Raw genomic sequence first — 17,309 nt, 5'->3', positions numbered from 1 at the left:
CTGATCCGGCTTCCACCGACGAGAATCGAGAGGACCCGCCCCCATGCGCAGAAGAACTCGGGCCACGGCCGTAGCGGCGGCACTGTCCGTCATGCTCCTGACCGGCTCCGCGATGGCGAGCGCCAGCCCCGCCAAGCCCGCCGTACGTCCCTGCACCACCGGCAATGTCTCCTTCTACTTCGGCGGCTACTCCTACGGGCTCGGCCACCGCAGTTTCGACCTGACACTGCTCGCGCACGACGGCATCACCTGCAGCCTCAGCGACACCCCGCTGATCACCCTGAGCTCTCCGCCGGACCAGACCGACAAGATCCCGGTGACCGTCAACGGCCGCGGCGGCACCCTCGTGCTGCGCCCCGACTCGCCGCTGCACACGACCATCGCCTACTCGGTCCCGGACGCACCCGAGAACAAGGCGCAGGTCAACGGGCTCCAGCTGGCCATGCCCGACGGCAGCAGCCGTGCGACGAGCTTCCTCTTCCCCGGCACCACCGACATCTACAAGGGCGGGGTGTACATCACGTCCTGGACGACCGGCATCGGCCTGGGCCAGGAAGAGCAGCACTGACCGTCGCCCGCGGACCGCGCTGCGGCGGTCGCGGGCGGTGTGATCCCGCGTGATCGTGCGGCCGGCGGCCGACCGCCGGCCGCACAACCGGTGCGCACGGGGTGCCGCGCGGGCGGGCTCAGCGCAGCAGGACGTCGAACACCAGCTGGAAGAACGCGTCGATGGGGGCGGAGGACTTGTCCGCGCGGGCCGCGATCAGCGCGCCCTCCCAGGCACTGAGGACGAAGAGCGCGGTCGCCCGCACGTCGAGCCCGGTACCGACCTCGCCCGCCTCCTGGGCCTCGGTCAGCACACGCGCGATGTGCGCGGCCCACTGCTGGAAGCCGCGCTGGACCGCCGAGCGGATCTCCTCGGAGTGGTCGGCCACCTCGGCGCCGAAATTGCCGACCAGGCATCCCCGCGCGAAGCCGCTGTCCACCGTGTCCGCGCCCATGAACGCGAAGTGCGCCCGGAGCCTTTCCAGCGGAGGCTGCCCGGCCGCGTCGAGCATGTCGAAGCGCAGACCGGCGGCATAGCGTTCGAGCGCCTCCAGGGCGCTGTCCTCCTTGCTGGCGAAGTGGTTGTAGAACGAACCCTTCGGTGCGCCGGCGGCCGAGGTGATGTCACTGATGCCGGTGGCGTTGAAGCCCCGGGTGCGGAACTGCTCCAGAGCCGCCTGCGCGATCTCCTCGCGCTTGGACGCACGTGCCATTCTGATCACCTCCTCATTAATATGTCCGGTCGTCTTGCCCGCCGTCAAGCCCGGTTCCATGAGTCCGCGTGTGCCGGCCGGCAGGGCTTGCGATTCTCAAGACGACCGGTCATATTGAATGAGACACCGTCCCCCAGAGCCCCGCCGGTCCGTACCGGCCGGGCGCGGTACCGAGGAGCTTCCATGTCCACCACCTACCGGGCCTTCGAGGCCACCGGCGTCCACAACCTCCGGCTGGTCGAGCGCGAACTGGCCGACCCGGCGCCCGGACACGTCCGGCTCCGGGTGGAGACCTGCGGCGTCTGCCACTCCGACGTCCTCGCCGTGGAGGGCCTGCGCGCCGACCCGTCGACTCCCCTCGTACCGGGCCACGAGATCGTCGGCGTGATCGACGCCGTGGGGCCGGGCGTCACCGCCTGGCATCCCGGCGACCGCGTCGGGGTCGGCTTCCTGAACGGGCACTGCGGCGAGTGCGAGCCGTGCCGGCGCGGCGACTTCGTCAACTGCCTCGACCAGGCACAGACGGGCACGACCACCGACGGCGGGTACGCCGAGGTGACCTACGCGCGCGCCAGCGGACTGGTCCGCATCCCCGACGGCATGCCCGCGGCCGAGGCCGCCCCCCTGCTCTGCGCCGGGCTGACCACCTTCTCCGCGCTCCAGCAGGACTCCGTCCGGGCGGGCAGCCTGGTGGCCGTGCAGGGCATCGGCGGGCTGGGGCACCTCGCCCTCCAGTACGCCCGCAGCCTCGGCTTCCGGGTCGCCGCGGTCGCCCGCGGCAAGGAGAAGGAGCCGCTCGCCCGTCAGCTGGGCGCGCACGAGTACATCGACAGCGCGCAGACCGACCCCGGCGAGGCGCTGGCGGCCCTCGGCGGCGCCTCGGTCATCGTCGCCACGGCGTCGAGCGGCGCCTCCATGAACCCGCTGGTACGCGGTCTGGCGCCCGGCGGGAAGCTCGTCGTGGTCGGTGCCGCCCCGGACCCGCTGTCGGTGACCACCGCCGACCTGATCTTCGGCACCCGGAGCATCGTCGGCAGCCTGACCGGCTCCTCGATCGAGAACGAGGACAACCTCGCCTTCACCCTGGCCCACGGCATCCGTCCCGCCATCGAGACGATGCCCTTCGAGCGGGCCATGGACGCCTACGAGCGGATGCTCTCCGGCAAGGCCCGGTTCCGCGTCGTCCTGGACGTCACCGCCTGACCGTCCGCGCGGGCGGCACCGGTCGGTGACGGCGGGGGGGAGTGACCGGGAGCCCGTGATTGCGGGAACGGCCGTCGGCCGGGCATCGTTCGACACCGTCCGCTCCGGCGGGCCCGTGTGCCGAGGAGGTATTCCGGTGACCGTGGTTCCCGTACGCCGGGTGGCTCTCCTCGGCGGTGGCTTCTCCATGGACGACGACGGCCTGCTGGACGACTGGGTGCTCGGTCACGCACGGAGCCCCCGGCCCAGGGTGTGCTTCCTGGCGACGGCCAGCGGCGACTCCGCGGCCTACATCGACAGGTTCCTCTCGGCGTTCCGGGACCGGGCCTGTGAGCCCGGCGTCCTGCCGCTGTTCCGCAGAGAGCTCGACGACGCCGCGCTGCGCGCGTTCCTGATCTCCCAGGACGTCGTCTACGTGGGCGGCGGGAACACCGCCAACCTGCTGGCGGTGTGGCGCGTGCACGGCGTGGACCGGTTGCTGCGCGAGGCCTGCGATCGCGGCACGCTGCTGTGCGGTGTCAGCGCCGGCGCCAACTGCTGGGCCGAGGGCTCGCACACCGACTCCTTCGGACCGCTGACGTTCCTCCCTGAGGGACTTGGCCTGCTGCGAGGCTCGGTCTGCCCGCACTACGACAGCGAGCCGGGCCGCCGCGCCTCCTACCGCGCGGCGGTGGCCGACGGTTCGCTCGGCGCCGGATGGGCGCTGGAGGACGGTGCCGGCGCGCTCTTCACGGACGGCCTCCTGACGGAAGCCGTGACCCGCACCGCGCAGGCCCGCCTGTACGAGGTCGCACCCGACGGCGACGGCGGATGCGCGGAGCGGGCCGTGCCGTGCCGGTTGCTCGGCGCGGCACGGTGACCTCCGTGCACCGGGCGGACTACAGCTCCAGCAGCGCCTGCTCGACGGCCTCCGTCAGAGCCGGGTGGATGTACATGACGTCGTGCCCGATCCGGTCCACCGTCAGCTCCAGGGACATGGCCTGGATCAGCGGCTGGATGAGCGTGGCGGCCTGCGGGCCGATGATGTGCGCGCCGAGGAGCAGGCGGTCGGCGGGACTCGCGAGCAGCTTGACGAAACTGGTGGTGTCCTCCAGGGCCCAGCCGTACGCGGTCTGGGAGTAGTCGCGGACGCTCACCACGAAGTCCACGCCGCGCCGCCGCGCCTCCTGCTCGGTGAGGCCGACGCTGGCGATCTGCGGGCTGGTGAACACCGCGTGCGGGGCCACGTTGTTCGGCAGCGTCCGCATGTCCTGCGGATGCAGGATGTTGTGCCGCACCACCCGCGACTCGGCGTTCGCGACGTGCTTGAGCTGGAAGTGGTTCACCGCGTCGCCGAGCGCCCACACGCCGGGCACGGACGTACGGTAGGCGCCGTCGGTGACGACGTGACCGTGCGAGTCCATCTCCAGACCGCCGTCGGCGGCCCGCAGCCGGTCGGTGTTGGGCCTGCGGCCGACGCACACCAGCATCATCTCGGCCTCGACCGTCCGCTCGCCGTCCGGGCCCGCCACCCGGGCCGACACGCCGTCCCCCTCCGGTGCCACCGAGGTGATCTCGGAGTCGAGGAGCACGCGGTGCCGCCGCGAGGCGAGTTCGGTGAAGCGCTGCGAGACCTGCTCGTCCTCCGCCATGAGCAGGCGCGGCCCGCGCTGCACGATCGTGACGTCCGTGCCGAACGACTGGAACACGTGCCCGAACTCCGCCGCGATGAAGCCGCCGCCGAGCACCAGGAGGGAGGCGGGCAGGTCGTCGATCCGCATGATCGTGTCGGAGGTGTGGAAGGCGACGGTGTCGAGGCCGGGGATGTCCGGCACGACCGGCCGGGACCCGACCGCGACGACGAACGTCTCGGCGGTGATCCGCTCGGACCCGACCTCCAGCACCTTCGGGGCGACGAAGTGCGCCGCCTCGGTGAACACGTCGACGCCCTGGCTCCTGCGGTACTCCAGCGCGCTCTCGTGCAGCGGATCGATACGGTCGAACACGCGGTCCCGTACCGACTTCCAGTCGACGTGCTCGACGCTCGCGTGGACACCGAGGCGGCGTGCCGCCCGCGCGTCCTCGGCGGCGTCCGCGGCGACGACGAACATCTTGCTCGGGATGCAGCCCCGGTTCAGGCACGTACCGCCGAAACGGCCGGGCTCGACGATGGCGGTCCGCAGGTGCCCGAATTCCTCGGACAGCAGCATGTTCCCGCTGCCCGCCCCCAGGATGACGAGATCGTAGTGCCGCATGTCCTCCACCTTCCGCCGGCGGGACACCGGCCTCGCGGCGACTGGCTGTGCGAAGCGGTCGAACTGATCACAATTCTGTCCGCATACGCCGCCCGCCACCACCGCCGGGCGGGAGCGAGCCGCCGAAGGGTCCGGTGCGGCCTCGGTCCGCCGGTCCGCCGCCGTCGGGAATGCCCAGCCGACGGGCCACGGTGGTCAGGGCGGGTCCCAGGGGGAGCGCGACCCGGGTGAGGGCGTGCGGGTCGCCGCGGGTCGGGTCCTGGTTGACGATCAGCACCGGCTTGCCCTCCTGGTGTGCCTGGCGGACGAACCGCAGCCCGGACATCACCGTCAGCGAGGAACCCAGGACCAGCAGCGAGGACGCCTCCCGGACCAGCCGCCGGCAGTGCTCGACGCGCTGCGGCGGGACCGCCTCCCCGAAGAACACCACGTCCGGCTTGAGCACGCCGCCGCAGCCGGCGCAGGGCACGACCCGGAAGTCGCCGACCTGCGCGTCGGTGAGGTCGGCGTCGCCGTCCGGGTTGATCCCGGCGGCCACCGGGTCGAAGCCCGGGTTCTCGGCCTCCAGCCGCCGGGCGAGGTCGCGGCGCGCGCTGAAGGTGCCGCAGGAGAGGCAGACGACCCGGTCGAGGCTGCCGTGCAGCTCCACGACGCCCTCGCTGCCCGCGGCCTGGTGCAGACCGTCGACGTTCTGCGTGATCACACCCGTGACGTGCGCGTGCCGCGCGTAAGCCGCCACGGCCAGATGCCCGGCGTTGGGAAGGGCACGCCCGAAGGTGCGCCAGCCGAGATGACTGCGCGCCCAGTAGCGCCGCCGCGCGTGGGCGCTGCCGGTGAAGTCCTGGTACGTCATCGGGGTGTGCCGGGTCAGGCTCCCGTCCTTGCCCCGGTAGTCCGGGATACCCGATTCCGTGGAGATGCCCGCCCCGCTGAGCACCAGCACACCGCCGACGCTCAGCGCGTCGACCACCGGTCCCAGGTCGGTGGTGCCCGGCGGCAGATCCGCGGCGGGGGTCCAGCTCAGGGTGGGGCGCATGCGCATGCGGCCAGGGTACGGAATCGGCGGTGGCCGGTGACGGGCGCCATCAGCGGAGCCGACGCATACGGCTGTTCGCCGGACCCGGTCACCATGTACGACCTCGACGGGCAGGGGCTGGGTCTCCTGGGGCCGGGCCTGGCGGATCACCGTGTGCGTGAGCGCCGTGCTCCGGGTCCTCGGCACGGCCTGCTTCGCCACCGCGAAGATCCGCAGGATCCGGCAGGTCATCCGGAGTTGGGGCGGCATTCGTGCCGCCGTCTCCCGCGTGATGAGCGCACGCACCCGCTACCTGCGCGGGCAACGCCTCGCCACCATGATGATCACCTCGGGTTCGGCGATCCTGGGCCTCGACAGCGTCTACGACAGATGTATCAAGACCAAGCTGTAGAAACCTCGCGCCGGCGGCGCCGACTCCGGCACCATCCCAGGGCACCACCACCTCATCCGCCCACACAGCCTGCTCCGGCCGGAGCAGGCTTTCGAGAAGGAAACCCCATGAGCTCGCCCAGCCCCGCCCTGGTCGTCCCCGTCGTGCTGTGGACCGTGATCGCCGGTGCCGCGCTGATCACCACGATCGTGCTGTCCGTGCGTGCGGGACGGCGGCAGGCACCGTCCGGCAGCTGGAACCCGTACGGACCGGGCTTCCTGTTCGTCGCTGCCGCGGCCGCTGTGGGGTACGCCGCCGCGGCCGTCGTCACCGGCCGGTTCTCCTGGGCCGGCGCCGCGTTCGGCATCCTCTGGCCCGTCATGGCCGCCTCGGCGCTCGACTTCACGGCGCGCCGACGCGCGCCGTCCCGGTCCAGGTGGGCGGGTCCGCTCTTCGCCGCGGTCGGTGCGGCCCTCTACGGATCCCTGCCGCTGTGAAGCAGGCTCCGGCGTCTGCGGGTGCAGGCCGGACGAGTCCGTGATCAGGCCGGTTCCGCCGAGGCTGCACACCGGAGCGGCACGCTGTCATCCCCCGTCGTGACAGCCGAACTGCGCGTCGATCTGCGCGGCGGTCCTCGCGCCGTCGCGGGTCCAGTACTGCCCGTCCGAAAGGTGTGCCGTCCGGGCCCTGTGGACGTCGAACACGTCGCCCGTGCCGTCTCCGGTCCCGGCGAACGTCACGGAGACGTCGAGATTCGCCGGCAGGGTTCCGGGCCGGGAGCCCGAGGTCGCCTCGCGGAAATCGTCCGCGTTCCACAGGGCGATCACGCCCCGCCGTCCCTCCGGGGTCTTCGGGCCGGTCGCGCGCCACAACAGCGCCTCGGAGTCGAAGTCGTGAACCTCGACCGACTCCACCGCGTCCGTGCGGCAGGCCGGCATCTTGACCGAGACGCGGGAACCGTCGACGCGGATGCCCGCCAGGAAGGTCGTCGCCGGGTCGGACATGCGGTAGATGACCCACGCCCCTGTTCCGACGGCGGCGAGGACCGCCAGGCCGAGGACCGAGCCGGTGAGTACGAACGGCCAGACCGGCCGCTGTCGAACCGTGTGCACCAGCGGTATCCCCGTCCCTCGATCCGGCGCGGCAGCCCCGCCCCGGCCCCGCGGCCACTGTAGTCAGAGGAGACACACGTCGTGCCCGGCGGCCGGGGAACGCGGGCGGGACGCAGATCTTTCGGGGCTCGGCGGGCCGTGGATGTCGAGAACGTGCCACCGGCTCCGTCCCAGGAGTGTCAGCGGCCACGACCGGCCGCAGGAGGAGAAGGAGCAACAGCATGGCCATTCAGCGGATGGACAACGTCGGCATCGTCGTCGAGGACCTGGACGCCGCCGTCGCGTACTTCGAGGAACTCGGCATGGAACTGGAGGGCAGGGCGCGGGTCGAGGGCCTCGTCGCCGACCGGTGCACCGGACTCGACGGCGTCCGCTGCGACATCGCGATGCTCCGGACCCCGGACGGCCACAGCCGGCTCGAACTGGCCCGGTACCGCAGCCCCGCGGCGATCAGTGACGGACCGCGCGACCGCCCGCACAACATCCTGGGCACGCACCGCGTCATGTTCGCCGTCGACGACATCGAGGACACCGTCACCCGGCTGCGTCCGCACGGCGCCGAACTCCTCGGCGAGATCGCCCGGTTCGAGGACAGCTACCTGCTCTGCTACGTCCGCGGCCCGGAGGGCGTCATCGTCGGACTGGCCCAGCAGCTGGCCTAGGTGCGGCGGTGCTCAGGCGCGGACCGGGAACGCCGACTGGAAGGCCAGGCGGGCGGCGGCGTCCGCGCCGAGCCGGGTGAGGAGGTCGTCGAGGGCGAGGTACTCCTCCCAGGGCGCCCGGCGACCGGCGTCCGCCAGCGCCGCGACGAGCCTGTCCTCCAGGCCGGCCACGCGCTTGTCCTTCCACACCTTGTCCGCCGTACTGACCAGGAGGTCCTCGACGGTCACGGCGGGGGAGTCCCAGTCGGCGTGGGTCGCGGCGAACCGGGCCCGTGCCGGTGCGAACCCGTGGCTCAGCAGCAGATCGCGGCCGGCGTCCTCGTGCGCCGAGCCGGGCCCGGTGAGTTCCTCGGGGTGCAGGATCTTGCCCACGTCGTGCGTCGCCGCGCCGAAGAGAACGCCGTCGCGGTCCACGGCGAGTTCCGGACAGCGGTCCCGCACCCAGTCCACCAGGTCGACCGCCACGTCATGGACGGCCCGCAGGTGCGCCGCCAGCCTGGGCGGGGCGTCGAGGAGCCGCAGCAGTTCGCTCACCTCGGACGGCAGCTGCCGAAGGCGAGGCTCGCCGGTGGTGTCGAGGGCCCGTGCGAGAAGGTCCGTGGGCGTCGCGGTCATCCCGCAGACCCTACTCCGACGGCGGACGACGCTCATGCTTATTACGCAATATTCATGCGATGATCGAATGGGATATGGGGATCAGGTGGTAGACTGCGCGCCATGGCTATGGCTCTGGAGGAGCGGGTGAGGTCGGCGGTGGCCGCGTTGCTGTACGCGACCGGCGAGTCGCAGTCCGCCCTCGGCGCCGTCCTGGGAGTGAGTCAGGCGCAGGTGAGCCGCCGTCAGCGCGGCACCGCGGCCTGGACCCTGGCGGACTGCGAGGCGGTCGCCGCGCACTACGGCATCGACGTCCTGGACCTGCTGTCGGGACCCACGCGGGCCACCGAGGCGCTGCCGTCCGCGCGCCGCCGTGGCCCACGCCGCGAGGCCGGCGCCCGGCGTTCCGCCGCTGCCGCGGGAGGAGCGCGATGACGGACTTCGGCGCGATCGACGCCCTCCTCGCCGGCGCCGCGAAGGAAGTCCCGCTGCCGCCCGCGGGGGAGCGGCGCACCCTCCGCGAGGAGCTGAACCTCTCGCGCGCCCAGCTCGCCCAGGCCCTCGGGGTGAGCCCCTCCACGGTCGGCGGCTGGGAGGCCGGACGGGACCCGAGCGGCGAGACGAGGGTGAAGTACGCGTACTTCCTGGACGGGGCCAAGGCCAAACTGGCGACGGAGGCCGCCGAACAGAGCCCCGCAGGAGAGGCCGCCGAGGAAGCCGGGCCGCCGGCCGGCCCCGACGAGGACACCGAGCAGCTCGCGGTGGCGCAGCCCTGCGTGCTGTGCGGACAGCCGGCCCGCCACCAGATCGAGGGCTTCCCCCAGCACCTGGACCCCGCCGAATGCGCCGCCGCATCCGCCGCATCCGCCGTGCATGCCGCATCCGCCACTCCGCCCCCGCCACCCGAACCGGCGGCCGCGGAACCCGGCGCGGACCGCACGGCAGGATCCCGCCGGGCGCCGGGCGGCATGAAGGTCGTGGCGGCCGGACGCCGGGTGCGGCCCGCCGCCGCCCCCGACCCGCTCGCGGCCCGCATCTCCTCGGCGGTGGCTGCCGCGCTCAGCGAGCACGGCGGAGACGCCGCGGACGCGACGGCGGCTCTCGTGAAGCGGGCCATCCCGGACGCGATGGCCCTGCTGGACCAGTCCCGCACGGGCGGCCGGTACGAGGTCGTCGCGCACCCGTGGCTGCCGGACGTCCTGCGCAAGCAGTCCGCACGGGGCGCCGACCAGGTCTGGGAGGCCCGGCCGAAGTGGACCCGCCCCGAACTCCCCGCGGGCGAGCACGAGGTGACCGCGCTGGACGTCAACGGGGCGTACCTGTCCGCGCTCAAGACGCATCTGCCGCTGGGGCAGCTGGAGCACTCCGAGGGCGGGCAGCACGACCGCCGCCGGGCCGGCATCCACCTGATCACCCCGCCCGACTGGGACCACGACGCGGTCCTGCCCAACCCGATCGGCAGCCGGGACGAGCCGGGCCCGCTGTGGGTGACCGAGCCGACCCTGCGCCTGCTGCTGCGGATCTCCGGCCCGAAGTACGGGCTGTGCGACCCGCCCGTGATCCACGAGTCGTGGACGTCCGGGGCCACCGAGGGTCTGCTGGAGAAGTTCCGGATCACGCTCAAGGACGCCCGGGACCGGGCGATCGCCGCCGACGACGAAGCAACGCTGGAGTACGTCAAGGCCATGTACTCCAAGTTCGTCTCGACCATGGGGGAGTCGAACTACAACCGGGAGCTCTACCGCACCGACTGGATGCACCTGATCCGCTCCCAGGCGTTCGCGAACCTGTGGTGGAAGGCCCACCGCGCCTACGACGAAGGCCTCATGGTGGTCCGCGCCATGGGCACCGACGAACTGCACGTGATCGGTGACTGGCGCGCCGTCTTCCCCGAAGGGCGCGGCGTGACCGAGGTGAAGGTCAAGGAGGTCTACGGCGTCGGCGGCGCCGAGACCATGGCTCCGGAGGAGGTGGGGCATGCCTGAGCGCACTCTGGACTTCGGGCGTTTCGGTGCGCGGGGGGTGAAAGGCCATGAGGCGGTGGCGCGGCAGTTGGACGCGCTGGCGGGGTATGTCACCACTCCGGTGACGGTGCGGCGTGGGTGGCTGGCGCGGCTGCGTTATCTGACGCGTTCGGACGCGGCGCGCGCGGCGGCGCGGGCGGCGGGTCTGACGGTCACGGACCGTACGGTGCGGGCGTGGCTGGCCGGTACGCGTGCTCCGTCGCGTGCGAACCTGGAGCGGATCGAGCGGGCGTATCGCGTGGTGCGGCGGGCGAACGTGGCGCGTCATCTGCTGGCGCGCCTGAACCGTGGCGGGCGCGGTACGCGGGTGGAGATCCATCCGCTGGACCAGTCGGGGGTGTCGTCGCCGCGTCAGCGGATGGTGGGGTTCCGGACGATGAACGTGCGGCGGTGGGACCGGATCGTCGCCGCGTGGGCCGTCGCCGACGACCGGGCCCTGGACGAGGCGTGGGTGGACCAGGTCGTCGACCTCGGCTCGCAGTGGGGTCAGTACGAGTACGTCACCACCATCGGCTTCGCCGCCTGAGCCGTAGGCCGACGGCTTCGGCGTGCCGGTCTCGCCACGGCGACGGCCGCGGCTACCTCTTGCGTTCGCCGAGGATCTGGCCGAGCAGGTCGCCGAGTCCGCCGGAGCCCCGGCCCGCGCCGTGCGTGTCGGCGGCTCCGGCGCCGGTGGTCCGGGCGCCGTCGGCGCGCCGGGCGAAGACGGACAGCACCACCGGGATGAGCACCTCGATGACCCGGGTGATCGTCGGGGCGGGAATCCCGGTCTTCTTCGACACCGCGTTGGCGACGGGCCTGCTCAACTTGGTGAGGACCCCGGCCATCATGCCGCCCCCGAGCATGCCGCCGAGGCCGCCGAGCGTGGCCACGCCCTCCAGCGGGGGATCCGTCGCCTCGGAGACGGCCTGGCGCGCCTCCTCGCCGTCGTCGTCGTCCCGCACGGCCTGCTCGCGCAGACCACCCGTCATCTCCCCGACCGTCTCGGCGACCGCGGCACGCGCCCCGTCGGCGTCGGTGGTCAGCAGCGCGGCGATCTCGTCGATCCTGTCGTCACCGAGTTCGCCCAGGACGTCGTCCTGAAAGGAGGATTCGCTCATGTCGCACACGTTAATGCGGCACCGTGACGCCACCCCGCGCCACGCCGCTCACCCCGGAGTGGCGGGCGTGTAGCGGGCGCGCATGGCCGGTCCTGCGGCGGGACCGGCGGTGAACACGTACGAGTGACTGTCGTCCAGACGGCGCCCGGTCCTGGCGTCGACGACCACCGGCTCGACCTCCTCGCCGCTGTCCGCGTCGACCAGGATCATGCTCCGCTGCTCGGGTGCGAGGCGCGCGTTGCCCCACGCGGCCAGTGCGACGATCACCGGCCGGAGCGTGCGGCCCAGGTCGGTCAGGACGTACTCGTGCCGGACCGGATTGGTCTGGTACGGCCGGCGCTCCAGGAGGCCGTCGGCGACCAGCCTCTTCAGGCGTGCGGTGAGCATGCTGGTCGAGATCCCGAGGTTCTCCTGGAACTGGTCGAAGCGCGTGTACCCGTCGAAGGCGTCGTGGAGGAGCAGGAGCGTCCACCACTCGCCGACGTGCTGCGCGGTCGTGGACAGCGGGCATTCGAGGTCCTCTGCCCTGATGCGACTCGTCAAGATCGACCACTCCCCGCGGGTTACTGCTAAAGTCGAAGTTACTAGCTTCTATTTTAGCAGTAACTGGAGGCGTGGCGCTTCCGGCTGCCCGCGCACAGGAACAGGACTCACCATGACCACCCCCGCCACAGCAGTCAGCACGACCGGCGAATCGCTGGAGGGCAGGCGCGCCCTGGTCACCGGCGGCACGAAGGGAGTCGGCGCGGCCGTCGCCCGGCGTCTCGCCCAGGCCGGCGCCACCGTCCTCGTGACCGCGCGCAGCCGGCCCGACGGCGTCGCGGCCCACGGCATGATCACCGCGGACCTGGCCACCGAGGAGGGGGCCGCCGCCGTGGTCGAGCAGGTGCGGCGCCTCGGAGGCGTCGACATCCTGATCAACAACCTGGGCGGCTCGGACGCCCCCTCCGGCGGATACGCAGCCCTCGGCGAGGACGACTGGACCAGGGAGCTGAACGTCAACCTCCTCGCCGCCGTCCGCCTGGACCGCGGTCTGCTGCCCGCGATGATCGAGGCCGGACGCGGCGTCGTCATCCACGTCTCCTCGATCCAGCGCCGCATGCCGCTGTGGAACGGCACCCTCGCCTACGCGGCCGCCAAGTCGGCCCTGACCACCTACAGCAAGGGGCTGGCCAACGAGGTCGCCCCGCACGGCGTCCGCGTCAACACCGTCGCCCCCGGCTTCGTCAGGACCGCCGCGGCCGACCGCCTGGTCGGCCGCATCGCCGAGGACGCCGGTACCAGTGAGGAGGCCGCTCTGGAACGGCTGATGAACTCACTCGGAGGCATCCCGCTCGGCCGCCCCAACCGCCCGGAGGAAGTCGCCGAACTCGTCGCCTTCCTCGCCTCCGACCGCGCCTCCGCCATCGTCGGTGCCGAGCACGTCATCGACGGCGGCACCCTGCCCACCGTCTGAACCCACCGATCAGGAAAGCGACATGTCGACCGAACAGTCTCAGACCATCGACCCCGACGCCCTCCCCGAAGCGATCACCCGCTACCTCGACGCCCACCGCGTGCGGGACGCCGACACCGCGCTCGGCTCCTTCCGGCCCGACGCCACCGTGACCGACGACGGCAGGACCCACCGCGGAGCCGAGGCGATCAGGACCTGGCTCTCCCGAGAGGCGAGCCAGTACACGTACACGACCGAACTCACCCGGGCGCGGAAGACCGGCCCGGACCACTACGTCGCCACCCAGCACCTCGAAGGCGACTTCCCCGGCGGGGTGGTGGACCTGCACTACCGCTTCGCGCTCGTCGACGGCCGCATCGGATCCCTCGTCATCGAACCCTGAGGAACCGTCACCCCGGTGACGTCAGGCCGTCAGCACGCGGGAGCGCCCGCCCGGCGCGGACGGCCGGTGAGCCAGAAGCAGGTGCCCGTTCCCAGGCCGAACAGCAGGTGCGCGCTCAGGTCTTCGGCCAGGGTCCGCGGGCTGTACTTCCAGATCGGCTCGTAGAGACCGGCCTCCGGCAGGGCCAGGTACGCGGTGGTCCACACGGCCGCGCCGAAGGGAACGCCCAGCCACGGGCTCGGGCGCCGGACCGATCCGGCGACGATCCCGTACACCGCGCCCCACGCGGACCCGTACGACCAGTGCATCGCGGTGCTCGTGAGCCAGGCCCACCGGTCCGGGACCTCGCGCTGGGTGAACCCCTCCAGCAGCCGTTTCCCCACCTTGCCCGGATCCGGGGCCTCCGCCCAGCTCGTGACCGGCGCGAACTCCCATTCCCTCGGGCTCTCGGTGCCTCCCGACCGCCGATAGCGCAGATACCGCGCGGCGTCCATGCACACGGTCCCCGCGACCCCCGCGACGACGCCGTACGCGACGGCGGCCAGCGGCGTGAGGGACCCCCGTGGTGGACGTCCCGTCCTCGTGATGTCCATCGCTTCCACCGCCTCGGGCGACGGCCGGCGCCCGCGGTCGGGCCGGCCTCCCTTGGGTTCCGGGAAGTACAGAATCCCACCGGTCGCCTTCGCGCGCACGGCGTACCGCACGGCCCGGTGGCGTCGCGCACGGCGGCGGTCCAGGGTGGGTGGTGTGCGAGGCTCCGTCGGCATCGCCGGAGCCCGGGGCGTGAGGGGAAGGGGCTGTCGTCACAGTGATCGACACGGATGAGCTGGTCCGGCGCAACGCCGGGTTCGCCGACCGCGGGTCGTACGCCGGGCTCGGGCTCATGCCCGGCGGCGGCCTCACCGTCATCGGATGCGTCGACCCCCGCGTCGACCCGTCCGGCGTGCTCGGGCTCGACCTCGGTGAGGCGGCGGTGATCCGCAACGTCGGAGGACGCGTCACACCCGCGACCCTCAGGACGCTGGGCATGCTGGCGAAGGTCGTACAGGCCCGCACGGGCGGGTCCGGACCCGGCATCGGCCACTACGCGGTCCTGCACCACACCGACTGCGGGATCACCGACCTCGCCGCGTTCCCCGATCTGCTGGCCGAGTACTTCGAGGTCCCGGCCGCGGACCTGCCCGCCAAAGCGGTCACCGACCCGAGGGCGGCCGTCCGCGCCGACGTCGGGATCCTCAAGGGAGCACTCCGTCCCGGGGTGCTCGTCACGGGGCTCGTGTACGACGTGGCGACCGGGCTGGTCGACGTCGTGGTGCCGGCCGCAACGGGAGACGCGTGACGGCGGGCGGAGCCGGTCCGGGACCCGGCAGGTCGAGTGGGCGAGGAGGCGCAGTCCGGCATGTGCGATGACCACGGGCGGTCGGCGGCCGAGGCCGCGTGGTCGGCGCCCCGCCCCGCCGACGGCCCCGCAGTCGACCCGGTGACACTCCCCGAGGTCGACGAGGTCACCATCACGACGATGGTCGACAACACTTTCGACGCGCTGCTGGCCTCCGCCGAGGGCGTCGCCCGGGCACCGCTGGGCGCCGGGCGGACGGCCGCGCGCCATTTCGACGGCGGGGAGACCGTCGCGGGGCTGCGTGCCGAACACGGCTTCTCCGCCCTGGTCTCCGTCCGGAGCGAACGGGCGCGCAGCACGCTGCTGTTCGACACCGGCGCCTCCCCGGACGCGCTGGCGGTGAACGCCGAACGCCTCGGCATCGACGTCGGAGACCTGCACGGCGTCGTGCTCAGCCACGGGCACTTCGACCACGCCGGCGGCTTCGACGGGCTGGCCCGGTTGCGCGGGCGTTCCGGGCTGCCGCTGACCGTCCACCCCGCGGTGTGGACCCGCCGCCGTCTTCGACTGCCCGCTGGGCAGCGGCTGGAGATGCCCACGCTGTCCCGAGGGGCCCTGGAACGCGAGGGGTTCGCGGTGATCGAGCGGCGGTACCCCTCGCTGCTGGCCGGCGGCATCCTGGTCACCGGCGAGGTGGACCGCGTCACCGGGTTCGAGCACGGCATGCCGCCCGCGCACCAGGCCTGGGACGGGACCGGCTGGCGGCACGACCCCGCCGTCCTCGACGACCAGGCGCTCGTCGTGCACGTACGCGGCCGGGGACTCGTCGTGATCACCGGATGCGGCCACGCCGGAGTGGTCAACATCGTCCGGCACGCCATGCGGCTGACCGGCGTGGGCACCCTGCTCGCCCTCGTCGGCGGCTTCCATCTGAGCGGCCCCGCCTTCGAACCGGTCATCGGCCCGACGGTGGCCGCGCTCACCGACCTCGCCCCCGAGCTGATCGTCCCCGGCCACTGCACCGGCTGGCGCGCGCAGCACGCCCTCGCGGCGGCCCTGCCGGACGCCTGGGTGCAGACCAGCGTCGGAACCACCTACCGGCTCACCGCGCGGGAGTTCACGGAGTCGGCGTAGGCGTCGTCGCCGGTGACCGCGGTTCCCGGCAGGGCTTCTCGGTCCGAGTGTCAGGGACGGCCGGGCTGTCTCGTCCCAGGTCGTGAAGGCAGGGCCGTCAGACGAACGGGCCTCGGCGACAAGGAGCGGACGATGAACGACGGGACGACGGGACGACGGACCAAGAGGTGGCGCTGGTCACCAGCACCAACAGGGGGATCGGCCGCGGCAAGGCCCCGCAGGCCCGGCCCGTGGTGCTCGGCGCCGCGAACGTGCTCAGGGTGCTGGCGTCGTTCGTCCCGCTGGTCGCGGGGAACGGCGGCGTCGCCGAGCCGCGGCAGTTCAACGGCCGGCCGGGCTCGGTCCTCCGCGACCGGGACGGCCGGGTTCTCAGCGCCTGGTGCCGTCGACTCCGGGACGGCCGCGTGACGGGGCGCGGGTGACGGTCAGGGCACGATGTGCCCGGCGGCGCGGAACAGTTCGTACCACTCCGCGCGGGTCAGCGGCACGTCGGAGCCGAGGGCGGCGTCCGCGACGCGCTGCGGTGTGGTGGTGCCGATGACCACCTGCATCCGGGCGGGGTGGCGGGTGATCCAGGCGGTGGCGATGGCGAGGGGCGGCACACCGTACCGCTCCGCCAGGCGGTCGACGACGGCGTTGAGTTCGGGGTGGCGGTCCGAGCCGAGGAACGGGCCGTCGAAGAAACCGGCCTGGAACGGCGACCAGGCCTGCACGGTGATGTCGTGGAGCCGGCAGTAGTCAAGGAGCCCGTCGTCACGGCTGACCGACTGGTCCAGGCCCTGCATGTTGGCCGCGACGCCCTGCGCGACGAGCGGGGCGTGGGTGACGGACAGCTGGAGCTGGTTGACGACCAGCGGCTGACTGACGTGGCGCTTCAGCAGGTCGATCTGGCGGGGGGTGTGGTTCGAGACGCCGAAGGCCCGCACCTTGCCCGCCGTGGCGAGGTCGTCGAAGGCGCGCGCGACCTCTTCCGGCTCCACCAGGGCGTCGGGGCGGTGCAGCAGCAGGATGTCGAGGTAGTCGGTGCCGAGCGCCTTGAGCGAGCCCTCCACCGACTCGACGAGGTGTTCGTAGGAGAAGTCGAAGTAGGGGCCCTCGCGGACGATGCCCGCCTTCGACTGGATGACCAGGTTCTCGCGCTGCGCCGGGGTCAGCCGCATGGCCTCGGCGAAACGGCGCTCGCAGCCGTGCAGTTCACGGCCGTACACGTCGGCGTGGTCGAGGAAGGTGATGCCGGAGTCCATGGCGGTGGCGAGGAGTTCGCGCACCTCGGCGTCGCTCTTGTCCTGGATGCGCATCAGGCCGAGCACGATGTTCGGCACGACCATGTCGGTGCCGGTCAGCTGGAACGTCTTCACGATCGGGTCCTTGTCCTTGCGGGTGTGCGGTGCCGGTACCGGGTGG

23 protein-coding genes are annotated in these 17,309 nt (G+C 72.5%); 14 read left to right on the top strand and 9 right to left on the bottom strand.

The genetic code is table 11. The annotated features are described in order from the left end of the window. Positions 1-43 precede the first annotated feature (43 nt). On the top strand, positions 44-568 hold the full coding sequence (locus ACIQOE_RS32685; protein WP_351323281.1) for a DUF4232 domain-containing protein: 525 nt from the start codon (positions 44-46) through the stop codon (positions 566-568). Between the two features lie 118 nt (positions 569-686). On the opposite strand, the gene ACIQOE_RS32680 is transcribed toward ACIQOE_RS32685, so the two are convergent. Further along, positions 687-1,259, bottom strand: coding sequence for a TetR family transcriptional regulator C-terminal domain-containing protein (locus ACIQOE_RS32680; RefSeq protein ID WP_401415296.1), 573 nt, complete (start codon positions 1,257-1,259; stop codon positions 687-689). 183 nt (positions 1,260-1,442) lie between these two features. On the opposite strand from ACIQOE_RS32680, the gene ACIQOE_RS32675 reads away from it, so the two are divergent. Next, positions 1,443-2,462: an alcohol dehydrogenase gene (locus tag ACIQOE_RS32675; protein ID WP_365556971.1), complete on the top strand. Its 1,020-nt coding sequence runs from the start codon at positions 1,443-1,445 to the stop codon at positions 2,460-2,462. 187 nt (positions 2,463-2,649) lie between these two features. Next, positions 2,650-3,321, top strand: a complete 672-nt coding sequence (locus tag ACIQOE_RS32670; protein ID WP_399010928.1) for a Type 1 glutamine amidotransferase-like domain-containing protein — start codon at positions 2,650-2,652, stop codon at positions 3,319-3,321. Positions 3,322-3,340: 19 nt separating this feature from the next. Here the strand turns inward: ACIQOE_RS32670 and ACIQOE_RS32665 are convergent, their stop codons facing one another. Both ACIQOE_RS32665 and ACIQOE_RS32660 read right to left on the bottom strand, forming a co-directional pair. Then, a complete protein-coding gene (locus ACIQOE_RS32665) occupies positions 3,341-4,696 on the bottom strand; it encodes a mycothione reductase (protein ID WP_365556977.1) in 1,356 nt (451 codons plus the stop codon). Between the two features lie 67 nt (positions 4,697-4,763). Then, positions 4,764-5,738, bottom strand: a complete 975-nt coding sequence (locus ACIQOE_RS32660; RefSeq protein WP_401415293.1) for an NAD-dependent protein deacetylase — start codon at positions 5,736-5,738, stop codon at positions 4,764-4,766. 151 nt (positions 5,739-5,889) lie between these two features. Between ACIQOE_RS32660 and ACIQOE_RS32655 the strand changes: the two genes are divergently transcribed. Continuing rightward, positions 5,890-6,123: a hypothetical protein gene (locus ACIQOE_RS32655; RefSeq protein WP_365574381.1), complete on the top strand. Its 234-nt coding sequence runs from the start codon at positions 5,890-5,892 to the stop codon at positions 6,121-6,123. Positions 6,124-6,230: 107 nt separating this feature from the next. Continuing rightward, the gene (locus ACIQOE_RS32650) at positions 6,231-6,599 is read left to right on the top strand and encodes a hypothetical protein (protein ID WP_401415291.1); all 369 of its coding nucleotides are present in this window, start codon (positions 6,231-6,233) and stop codon (positions 6,597-6,599) included. Between the two features lie 87 nt (positions 6,600-6,686). Here the strand turns inward: ACIQOE_RS32650 and ACIQOE_RS32645 are convergent, their stop codons facing one another. Continuing rightward, complete coding sequence (locus ACIQOE_RS32645; protein WP_401415289.1) at positions 6,687-7,214, bottom strand: hypothetical protein; 528 nt, start codon at positions 7,212-7,214, stop codon at positions 6,687-6,689. Between the two features lie 221 nt (positions 7,215-7,435). On the opposite strand from ACIQOE_RS32645, the gene ACIQOE_RS32640 reads away from it, so the two are divergent. Next, a complete protein-coding gene (locus ACIQOE_RS32640) occupies positions 7,436-7,876 on the top strand; it encodes a VOC family protein (protein WP_401415287.1) in 441 nt (146 codons plus the stop codon). Between the two features lie 12 nt (positions 7,877-7,888). On the opposite strand, the gene ACIQOE_RS32635 is transcribed toward ACIQOE_RS32640, so the two are convergent. Beyond that, positions 7,889-8,491 (bottom strand): HD domain-containing protein, encoded by a 603-nt coding sequence (locus ACIQOE_RS32635; RefSeq protein ID WP_365556992.1) that lies wholly within the window; start codon positions 8,489-8,491, stop codon positions 7,889-7,891. A gap of 102 nt (positions 8,492-8,593) precedes the next feature. Here ACIQOE_RS32635 and ACIQOE_RS32630 point away from each other — a divergent pair, with 102 nt between their 5' ends. Genes ACIQOE_RS32630 through ACIQOE_RS32620 form a run of 3 tightly spaced genes read left to right on the top strand, consistent with a single transcriptional unit; the run spans position 8,594 to position 11,020 of the window. Further along, positions 8,594-8,905 (top strand): helix-turn-helix domain-containing protein, encoded by a 312-nt coding sequence (locus tag ACIQOE_RS32630; protein ID WP_362641052.1) that lies wholly within the window; start codon positions 8,594-8,596, stop codon positions 8,903-8,905. Beyond that, positions 8,902-10,455, top strand: coding sequence for a helix-turn-helix domain-containing protein (locus ACIQOE_RS32625; RefSeq protein ID WP_401415284.1), 1,554 nt, complete (start codon positions 8,902-8,904; stop codon positions 10,453-10,455). Before ACIQOE_RS32630 ends, ACIQOE_RS32625 begins: the two co-directional genes overlap by 4 nt. Beyond that, entirely contained in the window at positions 10,448-11,020 is a 573-nt protein-coding gene (locus ACIQOE_RS32620) for a transcriptional regulator (RefSeq protein ID WP_365574366.1), read from the top strand. Before ACIQOE_RS32625 ends, ACIQOE_RS32620 begins: the two co-directional genes overlap by 8 nt. A 52-nt stretch (positions 11,021-11,072) precedes the next feature. On the opposite strand, the gene ACIQOE_RS32615 is transcribed toward ACIQOE_RS32620, so the two are convergent. Next, a complete protein-coding gene (locus ACIQOE_RS32615) occupies positions 11,073-11,594 on the bottom strand; it encodes a DUF937 domain-containing protein (protein WP_401415281.1) in 522 nt (173 codons plus the stop codon). A gap of 48 nt (positions 11,595-11,642) precedes the next feature. After that, positions 11,643-12,137 (bottom strand): helix-turn-helix domain-containing protein, encoded by a 495-nt coding sequence (locus ACIQOE_RS32610; protein WP_351323291.1) that lies wholly within the window; start codon positions 12,135-12,137, stop codon positions 11,643-11,645. A gap of 112 nt (positions 12,138-12,249) precedes the next feature. On the opposite strand from ACIQOE_RS32610, the gene ACIQOE_RS32605 reads away from it, so the two are divergent. Beyond that, positions 12,250-13,050, top strand: a complete 801-nt coding sequence (locus ACIQOE_RS32605) for an SDR family oxidoreductase (RefSeq protein ID WP_401415279.1) — start codon at positions 12,250-12,252, stop codon at positions 13,048-13,050. A 22-nt stretch (positions 13,051-13,072) separates the two neighbouring features. Further along, positions 13,073-13,432, top strand: a complete 360-nt coding sequence (locus tag ACIQOE_RS32600) for a nuclear transport factor 2 family protein (protein ID WP_401415277.1) — start codon at positions 13,073-13,075, stop codon at positions 13,430-13,432. Between the two features lie 29 nt (positions 13,433-13,461). On the opposite strand, the gene ACIQOE_RS32595 is transcribed toward ACIQOE_RS32600, so the two are convergent. Further along, positions 13,462-14,025, bottom strand: a complete 564-nt coding sequence (locus ACIQOE_RS32595) for a hypothetical protein (protein ID WP_351323294.1) — start codon at positions 14,023-14,025, stop codon at positions 13,462-13,464. Positions 14,026-14,240: 215 nt separating this feature from the next. Here ACIQOE_RS32595 and ACIQOE_RS32590 point away from each other — a divergent pair, with 215 nt between their 5' ends. The 3 genes from ACIQOE_RS32590 (at position 14,241) to ACIQOE_RS32580 (ending at position 16,327) form a co-directional block, all read left to right on the top strand. Beyond that, complete coding sequence (locus tag ACIQOE_RS32590; protein WP_351323295.1) at positions 14,241-14,771, top strand: carbonic anhydrase; 531 nt, start codon at positions 14,241-14,243, stop codon at positions 14,769-14,771. A 60-nt stretch (positions 14,772-14,831) separates the two neighbouring features. Further along, the gene (locus ACIQOE_RS32585; protein WP_401415274.1) at positions 14,832-15,905 is read left to right on the top strand and encodes an MBL fold metallo-hydrolase; all 1,074 of its coding nucleotides are present in this window, start codon (positions 14,832-14,834) and stop codon (positions 15,903-15,905) included. 167 nt (positions 15,906-16,072) lie between these two features. After that, positions 16,073-16,327 carry a hypothetical protein gene (locus ACIQOE_RS32580; RefSeq protein WP_401415272.1) on the top strand — a complete coding sequence of 85 codons (255 nt, stop codon included), beginning with the start codon at positions 16,073-16,075 and terminating at the stop codon, positions 16,325-16,327. A 3-nt stretch (positions 16,328-16,330) separates the two neighbouring features. On the opposite strand, the gene ACIQOE_RS32575 is transcribed toward ACIQOE_RS32580, so the two are convergent. Continuing rightward, positions 16,331-17,263: an aldo/keto reductase family oxidoreductase gene (locus ACIQOE_RS32575; RefSeq protein WP_401415270.1), complete on the bottom strand. Its 933-nt coding sequence runs from the start codon at positions 17,261-17,263 to the stop codon at positions 16,331-16,333. Positions 17,264-17,309: the final 46 nt, after the last annotated feature.

This window comes from Streptomyces sp. NPDC091282 (genome assembly GCF_044757385.1).
GTDB classification, from domain to species: domain Bacteria; phylum Actinomycetota; class Actinomycetes; order Streptomycetales; family Streptomycetaceae; genus Streptomyces; species Streptomyces gramineus.
This window is presented reverse-complemented; position numbering and strand designations above follow the sequence as displayed.